Below are 18,194 nucleotides of genomic sequence, written 5' to 3'. Positions count from 1 at the left end.
ATACTCTGTCGATTTTTTATTCGCAAAAATCGATTATTTATTCAATTCTAATTATTAGTAAGGAAAATATATGTCAAATACTATTCTACAGAATTTACCTAAAGGACAAAAAGTAGGGATCGCTTTCTCTGGTGGTTTAGACACTAGTGCAGCATTACTTTGGATGCGTCAAAAAGGCGCAGTGCCTTATGCCTACACCGCTAATTTAGGGCAACCCGATGAAGATGATTACAACGCAATCCCTAAAAAAGCCATGGCGTATGGTGCTGAAAATGCTCGCTTAATTGATTGTCGTGCTCAGCTTGCTCATGAAGGCATTGCCGCAATTCAATGTGGTGCATTCCATATTTCTACAGGCGGCATTCCTTACTTCAATACAACGCCTCTTGGTCGCGCCGTAACAGGCACAATGCTTGTAGCAGCAATGAAAGAAGATGATGTAAACATTTGGGGCGACGGCTCCACTTTCAAAGGGAATGATATTGAACGTTTCTATCGTTATGGTTTATTAACGAACCCGAATTTAAAAATCTATAAACCTTGGTTAGATGTACAATTTATTGAAGAACTTGGCGGTCGTTTAGAAATGTCTCAATTTCTTATTGAAAATGGTTTTGACTATAAAATGTCCGTTGAAAAAGCCTATTCCACTGATTCCAACATGCTGGGTGCAACCCATGAAGCAAAAGACTTAGAACAATTAAGCACAGGAATGAAAATTGTTAAGCCGATTATGGGTGTCGCATTTTGGGATGAAAAGGTTGAAATTAAACCTGAAACAGTCACAGTCACTTTTGAAGATGGCGTGCCTGTGGCATTAAATGGCAAACATTTTGATAATGCTGTTGATCTTATTCTAGAAGCCAATCGTATTGGTGGGCGTCACGGTTTAGGAATGTCAGACCAAATCGAAAATCGTATTATTGAAGCCAAATCTCGTGGTATTTATGAAGCACCAGGAATGGCATTATTGCATATCGCTTACGAACGTTTAGTCACAGGTATTCACAATGAAGATACCATCGAACAATATCGTATTAATGGCATTCGCTTAGGTCGTTTGTTATATCAAGGTCGTTGGTTTGATCCGCAAGCATTAATGTTGCGTGAAACAGCACAACGTTGGGTGGCAAAAGCAATTACAGGCACAGTAACCCTTGAACTTCGTCGTGGTAACGACTTCACAATTTTAAATACCGAATCGCCAAACTTAACCTACGAAGCAGAGCGTTTAAGTATGGAAAAAGTGGAAGAAGCACCATTTGATCCAATTGATCGTATCGGTCAATTAACAATGCGTAATTTAGATGTATCAGACACCCGAGGTAAACTTGGCATCTATGCACAAACAGGTTTATTAAGCGCAATTAAAGATTCCGTATTGCCACAATTAGGCAAGAAATAAGATAAAAGTGCGGTGAAAATGATCTGCACCCCAAAAGTTGGACTCAACAAACCAACAATTGAGGTGCAGATTTTTTATGGGTAAACACTACACAATCGAATTTAAATTACAGGCTCTCCAACCTATTCTGAATCGAAAAATGAGTATCAGAGAAGCGGCGCGTTTTTACAATATTCCTTCCAACGCCTTAGTCGGGACATGGTTGAAACGGTTTGAAAAAAGTGGCATAAAAGGACTGATTCCCCGCAAACCATCAGGACGACCGCCAATGAAACCCAAATATGCCAGAATGCCTCCGCCACCCAAAAATGAAGAAGAGCGTTTACGTTTGAGAATTTTACAGCTTGAAGCGGAGGTAGCCTACCTAAAGGAGTTGAGAAGGCTCAGACTTCAGGACGAAGCCGAGCAACAGAAATTATCCAAAGGTTAAGAACACGCTATCCGTTAAAATGGCTTTTAGACTTTGCACAGTTAGCGCGTAGTACGTTTTTTGCGAAACTTCAGATTAAACCGGATAAGGATGAGTTGTTGAAAAAGACCATTCAACGCATCAAAGCCAATCATCCTGATTATGGTTATCGACGTGTTCATGCCTGCTTGCCAGGCGTGAATCATAAAAAAGTCCAACGCTTAATGCAGGCACTTGGGCTTCAAGTGCGGTCAAGAAAGAGCAAGAAATTTACCACCTATCGAGGCACGATAGGGGTGATAGCACCGAATCATCTTGAACGCGATTTTAGTGCAACAGCCCCGAAACAAAAATGGGTAACTGATATCACCGAGTTTAAAGCGAAAGATGGGAGTAAAGTCTATTTATCCCCTATTTTAGACTTATTTAACAATGAGATAGTCTCCTATAATCTCAGCTATTCCCCAAACTGGGCGCAAGTAGAGGACATGTTAATGCAAGCCGTTAAAGGATTAAATAAAGCTTGTGGTGTCATTTTACATTCAGACCAGGGATGGCAATATCAAATGGTAGCTTATCGTCGAATCTTGGCTGAACATGGCATCATTCAAAGTATGTCGAGAAAAGGGAATTGCTTGGACAATGCCGCGATGGAAAGTTTCTTTGGACGATTAAAAACAGAATGCTTTTATGGTCGGGAATTTAAAACAAAAGAAGAGATAGTTGATGCTGTCAGGGATTATTTGGATTACTATAATCACCGGCGGATTCAACTAAAATAACAATCCGCACGTAAAACGTGCGGTTTTTAGACTCCCCTATAAGGGCCTATACATCACAATCCCCTCAAGGGGCTTGTGAGAACTGACAACCGCGTCTAATTATTTCCTTGATTACCCCTTAAAGGGGGCAACATGTTCTTTCGTTGATAAATTATCTTGAACCATATCTTCTTTTTCTTGGTTTCTTATATAATCCTCTACTACTTTTATATTTAACCCTACTGTGCTTACAAAAAATCCTTTCGCCCAGAAATGCCTATTTCCATATCTATATTTTAAGTTCGCGTGTCTTTCAAAAATCATTAGCGCTGATTTCCCCTTCAGGTAGCCCATAAAACCTGATACGGATATTTTAGGTGAGATTTTTAAGAGCATATGGATATGGTCTGGCATTGCATGCGCTTCTATTATCTCCACATTTTTATAGTCACATAGCTGCCTCAATATTTGACCTATATCTGCTCTTAACTTTCCATAAATTGCTTTTCTTCTGTACTTCGGGATAAATACAATGTGATACTTACAGTTCCATTTTGTGTGTGATAGACTTGAATCGTCACTGGTTTTACTTACCATGATAATCCTCCTATATGTTGAATTTTGGTTGTCAGCCTTGTTCATTATATAGCGAGGATTTTTTCTGTTCATCGCTTAAGCTATTTGGCTCCATACGCATAGCATATGGTTTTTATAGCCAGACTTTCGTCTGGCTATAATTAAAAGGACTGAGTCCGATACAATATCGTCTTCAGTCCTTATGTGAATAGTCCAAATTTTTGGGGTCAGATCAAAATTGACCGCTCTTTTTTTATGAATTTTTTAATCACAACTTATCATTTACAAAAGAACTAGACATGCCGTTTTGCTGTTGATGTAAACGCAATTTTATCTGGTCGGTAGCTAATACTCCCATATTGAAACGGTCGACCATCAGCCAAATAAGTCGTGCTCGTCACATTTACGACCATGGCATACTCACCAAGATTTATCGCATTTTTTTCTTCTTCATTTGCATAACGAAAGACAATTTTTCGTTGTGAGTGGCTAATTTTTAATTTTAATTCGTTTTCCAGGTAGTGATAAATAGAGTGTTCTGCGATTTCTCGGCTAATAAACGGCACGATACGGCGATCAAAATAAGACACTTCATGCTCAACCGCTTCACCATCAATTTCACGGAGACGAGCAATGCGGTAGAAATCGATCTGATCGTTGACGTTAAAAATATCCATCAATTCTTCTTCGCCTTGCACAATATACAAGCTGGTTAATGTGGTTTTTACTTGGTGTGTAGAGGCACTGTTTAATTCGCTAACGGTTTTAATTTCAGAAAGCATTTGTGGCTTAGATAAGTCATGCTCTAAAACAATTGAATTTCGGCCTTGTTGCTTTTGAATATAGCCATCAATTTCAAGTAAAGAAAGCGCTTTTCGAATGGTGTCTTTAGAAAAACCATAACTCTGCATGAGTTCATTTTCACTAGGAAGCTCTTGTAACGGTGAAAAATTACCATGGTTAATTTGGCTTTTTATGTCGTTATAAACCTTCTTGTACTTGCTCATTTTTAATCCTTTTATCTACCATTCGTTCCATAGGTATAGCTATAGCATATCATAAAACCCAAAATGTTATACGTACAAAATGTGATAAATATCACTCTTTTACGAAAATGATTTAATCTTTTACGTAAAAGTTATTGCGTTAAAATATGTTTAGGTTAGAATGAGCCAAAATCATGACTTCCTAGAGGAAATATTATGCTGACTCGTTCAAGTGGTGTTCTTATGCACATTACTTCTCTACCAAATTCATTTGGGATTGGTAGTTTTGGGCAATCTGCTTATGACTTTGTCGATTTTTTAGTTGAAACTAAACAAACTTATTGGCAAATTCTTCCACTTACCACCACCAGTTATGGAGATTCTCCTTATCAATCTTTTTCTGCGATTGCAGGCAATACTCACCTTATTGATTTTGATTTATTAACCCAAATAGGCTTGTTGAAGGAAGCTAATTATACATCAGTCAATTTTGGTGATGATCCAACTAACGTGGATTATGAACGCATCTTCTATGCGCACCGTCCAATTTTAGAAATCGCCGTGAAAAATTTTTTAGCTAATCAATCATTCCAAGCGGATTTCCAAAATTTTGAAAAAAACAACCGCTTGTGGTTAGACGATTTTGCTGAGTTTATGGCTATTAAAGAACATTTTGGTAACCAAGCGTTGCAAAAATGGGATGATAAAAAAGTCGTAGCGCGTGATCCAAACACGCTAGAAAAATATCGCACCATGTTAACTGAGCAAATTCAGTACTTTAAAGTAACGCAATATTTCTTCTTCAAACAGTGGAGCAAATTAAAAGATTACGCAAATCAAAAAGGTATTCAGATTATCGGTGATATGCCAATTTATGTGGCAGCAGATAGCGTAGAAGTTTGGACCAAACCAGAACTTTTCCAATTAGATAAAGAACGCAATCCGCTTTTTGTTGCCGGGGTTCCAGCTGATCAGTTCAGTGCAACGGGGCAGCTTTGGGGTAATCCGCTTTACGATTGGAAAGAACATAAAAAACAAGGCTATACTTGGTGGATTCACCGAATTGAAGAAAGCTTCAAGATTTATGATGTACTTCGTATCGATCATTTCAAAGGTTTCTCCGATTATTGGCAAGTAGATGGAAAAGCTGATATTGCTAAATACGGTAGTTGGCAGCCTGGTCCGGGTTATGACTTATTCAAAGTGGTTAAAGAACAACTAGGTAATTTGCCGATTATTGCTGAAGACTTAGGTAATATTGATGATAAAGCCAGAAAACTGCTTGCAGATTGTCATTACCCAGGCATGAAGATCCTGCAATTTGGTTTTGAAGATGTCAGCGGGAAAAGCTTAGATAGCCCGCATTATTGCATTCCGCACTCCATTGTTTATACCGGCACACATGATAATGATGTGACCAATGGTTGGTATAACAGCTTAACTGAACAACAGCAGCAATATATCAATGATTATACCCACCGCCGTGAGGATGAATCGATTTGCCAAGCAATGATTCGTCAGCTCTTTGCAACGGTTAGCAATACGGCGATTGCAACAATGCAAGATATTTTAGATTTGCCTGCGAGCTCAAGAATGAATGTTCCCTCAACAATTGGTGGAAACTGGCAATGGAGAATGCAGCAATCTGATTTAACGCAAGATAAAAAAGACTTTTTAGCAAAAATGACCACGTTATATCAACGTGTGAATCAGGAAAAACATAATGATGAAATTTAGTACATTTGTAAAAAACGAAACCAATAAATCGCTTGAACAATTAAGCGATAAAGAAACTTATATTCAATTATTAAATTACGTAAAAACACTTTCTGCAGATAAACCGAAAAACACAGGTAAACGTAAGGTTTACTATATTTCTGCTGAATTTTTAATTGGTAAATTACTTTCTAATAACCTGATTAACCTTGGTGTATATCAAGACATCAAAACAGAATTAGAAAGTGCGGGTAAATCATTAAGTCATATTGAAGATATTGAGCCAGAACCGTCTTTAGGAAATGGTGGTTTAGGGCGTTTGGCTTCTTGTTTTATTGATTCCATGTCTACACTTGGCTTAAATGCTGAGGGGGTAGGTTTAAATTATCATTATGGTTTGTTCAAGCAAGTCTTTAAAAAGAATGAGCAACATGCAGAGCCTAATGATTGGATTGAGGATAGCTCTTGGTTAATTCCAACGGATATTAGCTATGAAGTGCCATTTAAGAAATTTACGTTAACCTCTAAATTAGATCGTATTGATATTTTAGGTTATAAGAAAGACACGAAAAATTATCTCAATTTATTTGATATTCAATCAGTGAATTCAAAATTGATTAAAAATGGGATTGAGTTTGATAAAACCGCGATTGAAGAAAATCTGACTTTATTCCTTTATCCAGATGATTCAGATAAAAATGGGGAATTACTGCGTATTTATCAACAATACTTTATGGTATCAAATGCGGCACAATTATTAATTGATGAAGCGATTGCACGTGGCAGTAATTTACATGATCTAGCCGATTATGCCTATGTACAGATCAATGATACGCACCCTTCAATGGTGATTCCTGAATTAATTCACTTATTAACGGAAAAACATCAGATTAAATTTGCAGAAGCGGTTGAAATTGTACGTAATATGGTGGGCTATACCAACCATACGATTTTGGCTGAAGCGCTAGAGAAATGGCCGCTCGATTATCTCGATGAAGTGGTGCCGCATTTAGTGGTGATCATTAAAAAATTAGATGAATTAGTGCGTGCGGAATATCAAGATCCAGCCGTACAAATTATTGATAAACAAAAACGTGTGCATATGGCACACATGGACATCCACTTTTCAAATTCTGTGAATGGTGTGGCGGCATTACATACGGAGATTTTGAAAAATTCAGAGCTTAAAGCGTTCTATGCGTTATATCCTGAAAAATTCAATAATAAGACAAACGGCATTACCTTCCGCCGTTGGTTAGAATTTTCTAACCAACCATTAGCGGCTTACATTAAAGAATTGATTGGTGATGAGTATTTGCATGATGCAACGAAATTAGAAAAATTGTTAGCCTTTAAAGATGATAAAAAGGTTCACCAACAATTAACGAAAATTAAGTTTGAAAACAAATTAGCATTAAAAACGTACCTTAAAGAAAATAAAGATATTGATTTAGATGAACATTCAATCATTGATACGCAAATTAAGCGTTTCCATGAATATAAACGCCAACAAATGAATGCGCTTTACGTGATTCATAAATATTTAGAAATTAAAGCAGGTAAATTACCAAAACGTAAAATTACCGTGCTTTTCGGCGGAAAAGCGGCTCCTGCTTATATTATTGCACAGGATATTATTCACTTAATTCTTTGTTTATCTGAATTAATCAATAGTGATCCTGAAGTGAACAAGTATTTAAACGTGCATTTGGTGGAAAACTATAATGTGAGCGTGGCGGAAAAACTGATTCCAGCTACCGATATTTCAGAACAAATTTCTCTCGCCTCTAAAGAAGCCTCCGGTACAGGGAATATGAAATTTATGCTGAATGGCGCATTAACGTTAGGCACAATGGATGGGGCTAATGTTGAAATTGCAGAATTAGCTGGTGCTGAAAATATCTATACATTCGGTAAAGATTCAGAAAGCATTATTAAACTTTATGACACAGCAGGTTATGTTTCAAAAGAATATTATGAAAACGACAAAAAGATTAAAAGAGCGGTTGATTTTATTCTGAATCCTACCGTGGTAAAATTAGGCAATAAAATGCGTTTAGAACGTCTTTATAACGAATTATTGAATAAAGACTGGTTTATGACGTTAATTGACTTTAATGCTTATGTCGATGCGAAAGAACAAATCTTAGCCGATTATGAGGATCAAGATAGTTGGAATGAGAAAGTGGTGCACAATATCGCAAAAGCGGGCTTCTTCTCATCTGACCGCACTATCACTCAATATAATGCTGATATTTGGCATTGTGAGGGCTAAGGGGAGGCAATGAAACTACTTACCCTGAATGTACACGCTTGGTTAGAAGCTAACCAAGCGGAAAAAATAGAGATTCTTGCTGAGACGATTGTGGAAAAGGGCTATGACATTATTGCCTTACAAGAAGTTAATCAATTGATGTCAACTTCTGCTATTTCGCCAACATTAAAGCAAGATAACTATGGTGTCATTCTGTTGAATAAAATCAATCAACGCGTTACACAAAAATACTCGCTTTTTTGGAGTAATTCGCATATCGGTTATGATAAATATGATGAGGGCATTGCATTTTTAAGCCGCTTGCCCGTTTATGATGTTGATGCGTTTTATTGTAGCCAACACCGATGCCTTGACTCGATTCTCTCGCGTAAAATCATTGGTTTGACAGTAGAATATCAAGGTCAGTTGATTGAATGTTATTCTTGCCACATCAATTTGCCAAATTGCGATGGGGAAAACCAACTCGATAATGTCCGTTATATTGTAGAGCGGAGCCAAAGTGCTAATCTTAAAATCTTGATGGGCGATTTTAATACCGATGCAATAAGCGATCAGCAAGCTTATCAACAAATTAAATCCTTAGGTTTATTTGATACGTTTGAAATGGCAGAGCAAAAGGGTAGCGGTATCACTGTGGAGAAAGCGATTGATGGCTGGAAAGACCATAGTCAAGAAAAGCGATTAGATTATATTTTTTTAAACCAAGCAAAAAGGGTTTTATCCAGTCAGGTTATTTTTAATGGAAAAAATAAACCGATTGTTTCCGACCATTTTGGCGTAGAAGTAGCTCTCATCTTGTAGGAGAATAGATATGAAAAAAATGCTTAGTTTTGAGTTTTGGCAAAAATTCGGTAAATGCCTAATGGTAGTAATTGCCGTTATGCCAGCCGCGGGTTTAATGGTGAGTATTGGCAACTCACTGCCTTTGATTAGTGACGCAGAATGGCTAGCGCGTGTCGGAAACATTATCGCTCAAATTGGTTGGGGGATTATCGGTAATCTTCATTTATTATTTGCTTTAGCGATTGGCGGTAGCTGGGCAAATGAGCGTGCAGGTGGCGCATTTGCAGCAGGCCTGGCTTTCATTTTAATTAACTTAATTACCGGTAACTTTTTCGGTGTGAAACTTGAAATGCTAGCGGATCCAAATGCACATGTAAGTACAGTATTGGCCGGTGAAATTCCTGTGGCGAATTACTTTGTGAATGTGCTTGGGCAACCAGCGTTAAATATGGGTGTGTTCGTTGGTATTATCGCTGGTTTTGTGGGTGCAACAACTTTTAACCGTTACTACAATTTCCGTAAATTACCTGAAGTACTCACTTTCTTTAATGGTAAACGTTTCGTTCCTTTCGTTGTGATTTATCGTTCCGTATTAGTGGCAATCATCTTATCTCTATTCTGGCCTTTAGTTCAAACTGGAATTAACCATTTCGGTCAATGGATTGCTAACTCACAAAACTCAGCGCCAATTTTAGCACCATTTATTTATGGTACCTTAGAGCGTCTATTACTTCCATTTGGTTTACACCATATGTTAACTATCCCAATGAACTACACTTCATTAGGTGGTACTTATGAATTCTTAACAGGTGTACAACAAGGTAAACAAGTATTTGGTCAAGACCCACTATGGCTTGCATGGATTTCTGACTTAATTAACCTTAAAGATGCAGGTAATTTAACGCAATATAACGAACTTCTTTCAACTGTGACACCTGCTCGCTTCAAAGTAGGACAAATGATTGGTTCAACCGGTATCTTAATGGGTTTGACTCTCGCAATGTATATCAATGTGGATGAAGACAAGAAAAAACTCTATAAAGGTATTTTCCTTTCTTCTGCACTTGCGGTGTTCTTAACTGGTGTGACTGAACCAATTGAATACATGTTTATGTTTGTCGCCTTACCGCTTTATATTGTTTATGCGTTAGTACAAGGTTGTGCTTTCGCCATGGCAGATATTGTTGACTTACGTGTGCATTCATTCGGTAACATTGAATTCTTAACTCGTACACCAATGGCGATTAAAGCCGGCATTGGTATGGATGTGATCAACTTTATTTGGGTATCTATCCTCTTTGCAGTGGCTATGTTCTTTATCGCGAACTTTATGATTAAGAAATTTAATCTCGCGACAGCAGGGCGTAACGGTAACTATGATGCGAAAGGTTCAGATGAAGCTTCTAGCAATGAGCCAAAAGTTGCGGATGCTAGTGCGCAAGTTATTCAAATCATCAACTTACTTGGTGGACGTAATAATATTGCAGATGTTGATGCTTGTATGACACGTTTACGTATCACCGTACATAATCCAGAGTTAGTGGGTGATGAAGCAAGTTGGAAACAAGCAGGTGCAATGGGCTTTATCGTGAAAGGCTCTGGTATCCAAGCGATTTATGGACCAAAAGCAGATGTCTTAAAATCTGATATTCAAGACGTGCTTTCATCGGGCGTAGAAATTCCTAAAATGTAATTTAGCCTAAACATTCATTTTATCCCCGCTTTTTAAGGCGGGGATATCATATTAATACCTTATATCGATATTGCTCATCTTTAATCTATCCCCAAATACTATCAACGTAGAAAACATTTCCATAATTTCTGTACTATAAAAAAATACCGCCCATTGTATAACGAGCGGTATTTGTAGTATTAGAAGGGAAGTGGTCATTAAATGATTAACTGACCGATAATACTACGAGTTTCTTCTCGAACCTCGGTGAGTTTTACTTTCACTAAATCCCCGATTTTGTAACGGCGTTCGCCTTTAATATAAAGGGCAATCTCATCTGAATTCACCTGTATTTCTTCTTTATTATTATGTAAAGTGGACGCAGGTATAAACATTGAGGCGCCATTTTCTAATAATTGCACACGTAATCCACCACGCATCACATCTTGCACTTCCGCCTCAAATTCAGCATTTGATGCCACTTTATCAGCAAGATAACGGCAATATAGCCAATCGGCAATATCACGTTCTACGAGGCGATTTTGGCGGCGAGCCTCTTGCAAACGTGCCAACACGTCATTTTGTGGTTTTTCATAAGGCTGTTTTGCCAGCACGGCTTTGATTAAGCGATGATTAACCATATCTGAATATTTGCGGATGGGCGATGTCCAAGTGGCATAGCCTTCTAAACCAAGACCAAAGTGCGGTGATAATTCTGATTTAAATTCGGCGAAAGTTAAATAACGGCGTAAACGCAGTTCTAAATAATCGCTTTCGATGGGTTCAATATCGTGGCGCATTTGGCAATAGCCGTTTAAGGTTGCTAAGTTTTTTACTGAATAACGTTCTGCCAGTTCAGTTTGATTTTGTTCATTGGCTAAATTTGCCATTAAGAAATTGTGTGCGTTCTCTAAGAATTTTTTATCAAAACCGCTATGGGTGTTGAAAATGCCTGTTTTTGCCTGTTCGTGTAAAAATTGGGCGGCGCAGATGTTGGCAATAATCATTGCTTCTTCCACAATTTGATTAGCAATGCGGCGATATTCTGCTTTGATTTCTTGCACTTTGCCGTTTTCTGCCAGCACAAAGGCATAATCGGGTTTTTCTTTAAAAAATAAGGAATGGGTTTTGCGCCATTGAATACGTGCTTTGGTAAATTGATGTAGCCAGTGAATTTGTTGTGCTGTTTCTGGCATTTCTGGCTGCCATGCATTGTCTGCCTGTTCTAAATAATCCGACACTTTGTTGTAAGCCAGTTTGGCTTTAGATTGAACATAAGCGGAAACAAAATGCGGTTTGGCTGTGATGTTGCCTGTAAGATCGGTTTCGATATAACAGACAAGCGCGGGGCGGGTTTCATTGGCGATTAAGGAACATAATTCATCAGATAATTCACGAGGTAACATTGGAATGTTAAAGCCCGGTAAATAATTTGTGAAGCAACGCTGTTTGGCTTCTTGTTCAATTTGAGAATCTAAGGCGATGTAAGCGGTTGGGTCAGCAATGGCGACCACTAATTTCCAGCCTGTTTGTGTGCTGTTTTGTGCTATGGGTTCGATATATAAGGCGTCGTCCATATCCATTGTGCTTTCGGAATCAATGGTTACAAAATGAAGTGCGGTCAGATTTTCGCGTGTTTTTTGATCTAACATTTCATAAGGTTCTGTGCCTTGCACGGGATAGCGCGATTGTTCGTGGCGTGCCAATGTGACCCACCAAGGGGCTAATTCATCGTCAGCTCGGCAAATAAACTGATTAATAGTGGCATAGAAAAAGCGATCGTCACGTAATGGATGGGTTTTTAAATTTGCGACGACCCAGTCGCCCTCTTGCAATTCTTCTTTTACCGATTTCGCCTGTTGTGCGCCAATGGGTTGATTAATACTTGGGTGATCCACCAGCACTTGTAATTTCTTGTCTTTATTGAACCGCACTTTTGCGATAAAACGTGTGAGCATTGGCTCAATTAAGGCTTCTGGCTCGGCTTGTTCTTTGTCGCCTTGTTTTTCAATAGTGGCTTTGATTTTGTCGCCATGCATCACTTTTTTCATTGATGGCGGTGCGATGAAATAGGTTTTTTTATCGCACTCTAAAAAACCGTAGGCTTTATCTGTGCTTTTTACCACGCCCTCAACCTGTTCTTTGCTGTCGTGGATTTGTTGTTTAAGTTGTGCGAGTAGAGGATTATCTTGAAACATAGTTATTTTGAAACATCGTTATTATTTTAAAAAAGAGAAAAGGCAGACTGAAAAGCCTGCCTAAAAAAGAATGTAAGAAAAATTATTCTTCGCCTAATTCGCCCATTGCAGTAATGCTGAAACCTGCATCAACGTGAACGATTTCGCCTGTAATGCCAGAGGCTAAATCAGAGCATAAAAATGCCGCTGAGTTACCCACATCTTCGATAGTGACAGTGCGACGTAATGCGGCGGTTTTTTCAAAGGTGGAAAGCATTTTCTTGAAGTTTTTAATGCCTGATGCGGCTAAGGTGCGGATTGGGCCTGCAGAGATTGCATTCACACGAATACCTTCTTTCCCTAAATCAGCAGCCATCACGCGCGTTGCAGCTTCAAGAGAGGCTTTTGCTAGGCACATTACGTTGTAGTTAGGAATTGCACGTTCTGCACCTAAATAAGAAAGCGTTAATAATGCGGCATTTGGATTTAAGTAAGGACGTGCCGCTTGTGCCATTGCAACAAAGCTGTATGCGCTAATATCATGAGCGATACGATAGCCTTCACGAGTTGCCGCATTTACGTAATCGCCGTCTAATTGATCACCTGGTGCAAATGCGATTGCGTGAATAAAACCATCAAATTTATCCCAACGCTTACTTAATTCTGCAAAGCAGTTTTGGATGCTTTCATCGGTTGCCACATCTAAAGGAAGCACGATATCAGAACCAAATTCTTTGGCAAATTCTTCTACGCGCGGTTGTAATTTATCGTTTAAATAAGTGAAAGCAAGTTCTGCGCCTTGTTCTTTCATTGATTTTGCGATCCCGTAAGCAATGGAACGATTGCTTGCAAGACCAGTTACTAAAATGCGTTTACCTGTTAAGAAACCCATAATTTTTCCTATGTTGTTAGCGTAAAAAACTTGCGTAGTATAAGCGAAAATTTGTCTTTGTACAAAGCCGACCAATTTTTCTAAGAAAACTAACCGCACTTTATTTACAAATTCGTTTGAGCAAAAACCTAAAATCAGGGAAAATAGCCCACATTTTTAATTAAACAAAGAAGAAACAATGAGTTATCCATTAGAAGAAGTTAATAAACGTCGCACTTTTGCGATTATTTCCCACCCTGATGCGGGTAAAACAACGATTACTGAAAAAGTACTTTTATACGGCAATGCAATTCAAACTGCTGGTTCTGTAAAAGGCAAAGGCTCGGCGGCTCATGCGAAATCTGACTGGATGGAAATGGAAAAACAACGTGGGATTTCGATTACCACTTCTGTGATGCAATTTCCTTATAATGATTGTTTAGTGAATTTGCTCGATACCCCTGGACACGAAGATTTCTCTGAAGATACTTACCGCACTTTAACCGCTGTGGATAGCTGTTTGATGGTTATTGACTCTGCCAAAGGGGTGGAGGAACGTACGATTAAGTTGATGGAAGTCACACGTTTACGTGATACGCCCATTATTACGTTTATGAATAAACTCGACCGTGATATTCGTGATCCGATGGAATTGTTGGACGAGGTGGAAAATGTGTTGAAAATTCGTTGTGCACCAATTACTTGGCCAATTGGCTGTGGGAAGTTGTTTAAGGGCGTTTATCATCTTGCAAAAGATGAAACCTATTTATATCAATCAGGGCAGGGTTCAACCATTCAGGCAGTGCGTGTTGTTAAAGGCTTGAATAATCCTGAATTAGATGTTGCTGTTGGCGATGATTTAGCACAACAGCTTCGTGATGAATTGGAATTGGTGCAAGGCGCAAGTAATGAATTTGAGCAAGATGCCTTTATTAAGGGCGAGCTTACCCCTGTATTTTTCGGGACAGCATTAGGCAATTTTGGGGTGGATCATTTCCTTGATGGCTTAACACAATGGGCTCCGAAACCGCAATCTCGTCAAGCGGATACAAGAACGGTGGAAAGTGCGGAAGAAAAATTCAGTGGTTTTGTGTTTAAAATTCAAGCCAATATGGATCCGAAACACCGTGACAGAGTGGCGTTTATGCGTGTGGTTTCGGGCAAATATGAAAAAGGGATGAAACTTAAACACGTCCGTATTGGAAAAGATGTGGTTATTTCTGATGCGCTGACTTTTATGGCGGGCGACCGTGCTCACGCCGAAGAAGCTTACGCAGGCGATATTATCGGTTTACATAATCACGGTACGATTCAAATTGGCGATACGTTCACGCAAGGCGAAACGCTGAAATTTACAGGCATTCCAAATTTTGCGCCAGAGTTGTTCCGTCGTATTCGTTTAAAAGATCCTCTTAAACAAAAACAACTGTTAAAAGGCTTGGTGCAACTTTCTGAAGAGGGTGCAGTGCAAGTGTTTCGTCCATTATTAAACAACGATTTAATTGTGGGGGCTGTGGGTGTGTTGCAGTTTGATGTGGTGGTTTCGCGTTTAAAAACTGAATATAACGTGGAAGCGATTTATGAAAATGTGAACGTTGCCACGGCTCGTTGGGTGGAATGTGCCGATGGGAAAAAATTTGAAGAATTTAAACGTAAAAACGAGCAAAATTTAGCCTTAGATGGCGGCGATAATTTAACCTATATCGCGCCAACAATGGTAAATCTAAATTTAGCTCAAGAACGTTATCCTGATGTCGTTTTTTACAAAACTCGCGAACATTAAAATGACAAAGTGCGGTAAAATTCTACCGCACTTTTCCAGAAAAAAAGCGTTGAAATTTAATTCAACGCTTTTCTTTTATTTAGAGAGATTTTCTTGTTTTAATCGGCAAAGTTGATAAATATTTACCACAACTAAAAAGGCATTTAATAATGCAACGGGGTATGCTGTGATAATTACGCTGTAAATAACAAATAAAATCGCGCCGATACTATTTACAATGCGTAAATGCACAATAGATTTAAATAAGAAAGATGCCGCAACAAAAAAAGTCGCCATATAACCTAAAAACTCAATAAAATTAAAGTCCATTATTTTGTTCTCTTTGATTAAAAATAAAAACGGTGGGTATGATAAAAGATTTTTAACGCAAGGAAAAGATAAGAAAAAGAAGCAACCGTTTGCAAGGGAAAATTATATAAAAATAAGTTGAACGAGAACCATATAGAAAAGTGTGCCTACGGCAATAGATAGAAACATATTTTTCTTCCAGAAATGTAAGCCAAGCACGACTATCCCTGCAAGCAAATCAGGAATGCCGTGATAGCCAGTTAAAATCTCAATATTTTTATAGCAATAAACGACAAGCATACCAAACATTGCAGGGGGTAAAACTTTTCCAAGATAACGGATATATTGTGGAATGGGGCGATTAACAGGAAATACAAAAAATGGTAATAAACGTGTAAATTGTACCGCCACTATACAAATTCCGATGGTAATGATTTGTTCTATTAATGTCATTTTAAAGATTCCAATTTTGTTTCTAATTTAGTTATGCGCATAGTTAGAATTAACCAAATGCCAATTAATGTTGGAATTAAAAAATATTCTTTTCCTATAATAAGTAAAAAAACTAATGCGATGCCTAAACCTAATAGAGAGCTTTCGTGGGATTTTTCTTTTAACCAATTTTCTGCAAAAATAACTAAGAATAATGCTGTCATTGAAAATCCCACACCTTTTAAATTAAAAGGTAAAACAGTACCAAATAAATTCCCCATTGCTGCGCCAAGTACCCAATAAATATGCAAATATAAGCTCACAAAAAACATATACCAGCCTTTATCTAAGTGCGGTGGGATTTTTGCCATATAATTTAGGGAAAAAGATTCATCTACAAGTGTTGTGATTAAATACCAGCGTTTTTTTCCTATATGTATGCCATATTTTTCTAGCATTGATATGCCATAAAAAATTTGGCGGGCACTAATCATTAAGGTAATTAATAATACGCTGATTGGAGAAAAAGGTGCAATAAGTGCGCCTGCTGCAATAAATTCAACAGAACCCGCATAAATAAGTAAAGCCATCAAAGTAGGATATAAAAATCCGAAACCAAGTGCTTTCATATAAATACCGTATGCTATGCCAAGAAATAAAAATCCTGCAATCATTGGTACGCTATAGGGAAAAGCAGCTTTAGCCGATTCAGTAATTGGGTTAGAGTGTTGATTTTGTTGAGATAAATTCATTAATTATGTCTATAAATTTAAAACAGAAAGTCCAGGTAAAGTTGAGAAACTTTGAGATTTGACTGTTTGATAAAAATCTTCTAAATAAGAAAGAGATTCATCTTCTTTGCGAATCGCGGCATATAAGTTGCTGTATAAGCCACTTTTTGTGATTTTTCTTGCCACAACATAACCTTTTTCCAAATAAGGCAAGGCAGCCCAATAAGGCACTGTGGCAATGCCGCGTTTGCTCGCAACAAGTTGAATCATTGCAATAGTAAGTTCTGTTGTACGGCGAATAGGATTAATGCCTTTTGATTTAAGCACTTTACGCCATAGATCTAACATATCGTCAGGTACGGGGTAAGTTACCCAAGTTTCATCAATAAAATCTTCCGCTTCCCAAATATCTTTTTCTGCTAAAGAATGATTTTTTGAGCAAATCCCAACCATTTCATAAGAAAAGAGCGGTTTAAAAATGACATCATCATTATGCTCTATTTCTGATACTATCGCCCAATCTGCTCGATGGGAAAGTAATAAACCAACGGGATCAGTATGAAAGCCAGATACAATATCCAGTTCTACTAGCCCCCAATGCTGACGGAATTCATCCATCGCTGGCATTAACCAATCAAAACAAGTATGGCATTCCACCGCTATACGTAACTGTCCTGCATCGCCGTGTTTTACCCTTGCAAGATCACGTTCAGCATCAATCACTTTTGGTATTACTTCATTCGCAAGACGAATTAAACGCTCTCCCGCTGAAGTAAAACGAAGTGGATTACTTTTACGCTCAAATAAAGGCAAGCCAAATTGTTCTTCTATTAATTTAATTTGGTGAGAAAGTGCTGATTGGGTTAGATATACACGCTTTGCAGCTAGAGAAACGCTACCTGTCTCTTTTAAAGCCAATAAAGTTTTAAGATGTCTAAATTCTAGAAAGGTTGGTTTCATTAATAATATTCATATAAAATTAAGAATTAGGGAACCAGTATAATACATTAAAATTAGAAATATGCTAATTAATAAAATTAATTATTTAGATAATTATTTTAGTTAAAATACAAAACCCCAGTCCTTAAACTGGGGTTCTATATTTATTCTTTATCTAATTTGTTTAATTCTGTTTTTACTTAATTTAATTTTATCTATCTTAGATAGATTTATATTTAGATTTTTTATTTGGTAACCTGGCAGTGCCCTACTCTCACATGGGGAAACCCCACACTACCATCGGCATTACAGCGTTTCACTTCTGAGTTCGGTATGGTCTCAGGTGGGTCCACCGCACTATCGCCGCCAGGATAATTCTTTGATAACTCG

At 37.9% G+C, this 18,194-nt stretch carries 16 protein-coding genes and 1 rRNA gene; 8 read left to right on the top strand and 9 right to left on the bottom strand.

The genetic code is table 11. The features are described from left to right. The first annotated feature begins 70 nt into the window (after positions 1-70). The 3 genes from argG to DV356_RS03330 all read left to right on the top strand — a co-directional run bounded on the left by argG (position 71) and on the right by DV356_RS03330 (position 2,596). Positions 71-1,405 (top strand): argininosuccinate synthase, encoded by a 1,335-nt coding sequence (argG, locus tag DV356_RS03340; protein ID WP_118806502.1) that lies wholly within the window; start codon positions 71-73, stop codon positions 1,403-1,405. Positions 1,406-1,481: 76 nt separating this feature from the next. Further along, positions 1,482-1,835, top strand: a complete 354-nt coding sequence (locus tag DV356_RS03335; RefSeq protein WP_118806501.1) for a helix-turn-helix domain-containing protein — start codon at positions 1,482-1,484, stop codon at positions 1,833-1,835. Next, positions 1,820-2,596, top strand: a complete 777-nt coding sequence (locus tag DV356_RS03330) for an IS3 family transposase (protein WP_118806500.1) — start codon at positions 1,820-1,822, stop codon at positions 2,594-2,596. Before DV356_RS03335 ends, DV356_RS03330 begins: the two co-directional genes overlap by 16 nt. 111 nt (positions 2,597-2,707) lie before the next feature. On the opposite strand, the gene tnpA is transcribed toward DV356_RS03330, so the two are convergent. Both tnpA and DV356_RS03320 read right to left on the bottom strand, forming a co-directional pair. Then, positions 2,708-3,172: an IS200/IS605 family transposase gene (gene tnpA / locus DV356_RS03325; RefSeq protein WP_032823630.1), complete on the bottom strand. Its 465-nt coding sequence runs from the start codon at positions 3,170-3,172 to the stop codon at positions 2,708-2,710. Positions 3,173-3,444: 272 nt separating this feature from the next. Further along, positions 3,445-4,158: a UTRA domain-containing protein gene (locus DV356_RS03320; protein ID WP_032823631.1), complete on the bottom strand. Its 714-nt coding sequence runs from the start codon at positions 4,156-4,158 to the stop codon at positions 3,445-3,447. 195 nt (positions 4,159-4,353) lie between these two features. Here DV356_RS03320 and malQ point away from each other — a divergent pair, with 195 nt between their 5' ends. From malQ to DV356_RS03300, 4 genes are read left to right on the top strand one after another with little or no spacing between them, the layout of a single operon-like run. Beyond that, positions 4,354-5,874 (top strand): 4-alpha-glucanotransferase, encoded by a 1,521-nt coding sequence (malQ, locus tag DV356_RS03315; RefSeq protein ID WP_032823632.1) that lies wholly within the window; start codon positions 4,354-4,356, stop codon positions 5,872-5,874. Then, positions 5,861-8,128, top strand: coding sequence for a glycogen/starch/alpha-glucan family phosphorylase (gene glgP / locus DV356_RS03310; RefSeq protein WP_204355978.1), 2,268 nt, complete (start codon positions 5,861-5,863; stop codon positions 8,126-8,128). The genes malQ and glgP overlap by 14 nt, the downstream gene beginning before the upstream one ends. Before the next feature lie 9 nt (positions 8,129-8,137). After that, entirely contained in the window at positions 8,138-8,929 is a 792-nt protein-coding gene (locus DV356_RS03305) for an endonuclease/exonuclease/phosphatase family protein (protein ID WP_032823634.1), read from the top strand. Positions 8,930-8,939: 10 nt separating this feature from the next. Further along, on the top strand, positions 8,940-10,604 hold the full coding sequence (locus tag DV356_RS03300; protein WP_032823635.1) for a PTS transporter subunit IIBC: 1,665 nt from the start codon (positions 8,940-8,942) through the stop codon (positions 10,602-10,604). Between the two features lie 197 nt (positions 10,605-10,801). Here the strand turns inward: DV356_RS03300 and rnb are convergent, their stop codons facing one another. Further along, positions 10,802-12,781: an exoribonuclease II gene (gene rnb / locus DV356_RS03295; RefSeq protein ID WP_112119410.1), complete on the bottom strand. Its 1,980-nt coding sequence runs from the start codon at positions 12,779-12,781 to the stop codon at positions 10,802-10,804. Positions 12,782-12,863: 82 nt separating this feature from the next. Continuing rightward, complete coding sequence (locus DV356_RS03290) at positions 12,864-13,652, bottom strand: enoyl-ACP reductase FabI (RefSeq protein ID WP_005649928.1); 789 nt, start codon at positions 13,650-13,652, stop codon at positions 12,864-12,866. 178 nt (positions 13,653-13,830) lie between these two features. On the opposite strand from DV356_RS03290, the gene prfC reads away from it, so the two are divergent. After that, on the top strand, positions 13,831-15,414 hold the full coding sequence (prfC, locus tag DV356_RS03285) for a peptide chain release factor 3 (RefSeq protein ID WP_005654905.1): 1,584 nt from the start codon (positions 13,831-13,833) through the stop codon (positions 15,412-15,414). A 75-nt stretch (positions 15,415-15,489) separates the two neighbouring features. Here prfC and DV356_RS03280 read toward each other — a convergent pair whose 3' ends face one another. From DV356_RS03280 to rrf, 5 genes are all read right to left on the bottom strand, one after another. Beyond that, a complete protein-coding gene (locus DV356_RS03280) occupies positions 15,490-15,723 on the bottom strand; it encodes a YgjV family protein (RefSeq protein WP_105883253.1) in 234 nt (77 codons plus the stop codon). A 102-nt stretch (positions 15,724-15,825) separates the two neighbouring features. Further along, positions 15,826-16,155, bottom strand: coding sequence for a branched-chain amino acid transporter permease (locus DV356_RS03275; protein WP_112119409.1), 330 nt, complete (start codon positions 16,153-16,155; stop codon positions 15,826-15,828). Continuing rightward, positions 16,152-16,886, bottom strand: a complete 735-nt coding sequence (gene azlC, locus DV356_RS03270) for an azaleucine resistance protein AzlC (RefSeq protein WP_112119408.1) — start codon at positions 16,884-16,886, stop codon at positions 16,152-16,154. Before azlC ends, DV356_RS03275 begins: the two co-directional genes overlap by 4 nt. 9 nt (positions 16,887-16,895) lie before the next feature. Then, positions 16,896-17,825: a LysR family transcriptional regulator gene (locus DV356_RS03265; RefSeq protein ID WP_112119407.1), complete on the bottom strand. Its 930-nt coding sequence runs from the start codon at positions 17,823-17,825 to the stop codon at positions 16,896-16,898. A gap of 234 nt (positions 17,826-18,059) precedes the next feature. Further along, positions 18,060-18,175, bottom strand: a 5S ribosomal RNA gene (gene rrf / locus DV356_RS03260). Positions 18,176-18,194: the final 19 nt, after the last annotated feature.

It is taken from the genome of Haemophilus influenzae (genome assembly GCF_003494325.1).
GTDB lineage: Bacteria > Pseudomonadota > Gammaproteobacteria > Enterobacterales > Pasteurellaceae > Haemophilus > Haemophilus influenzae_I.
This window is presented reverse-complemented; position numbering and strand designations above follow the sequence as displayed.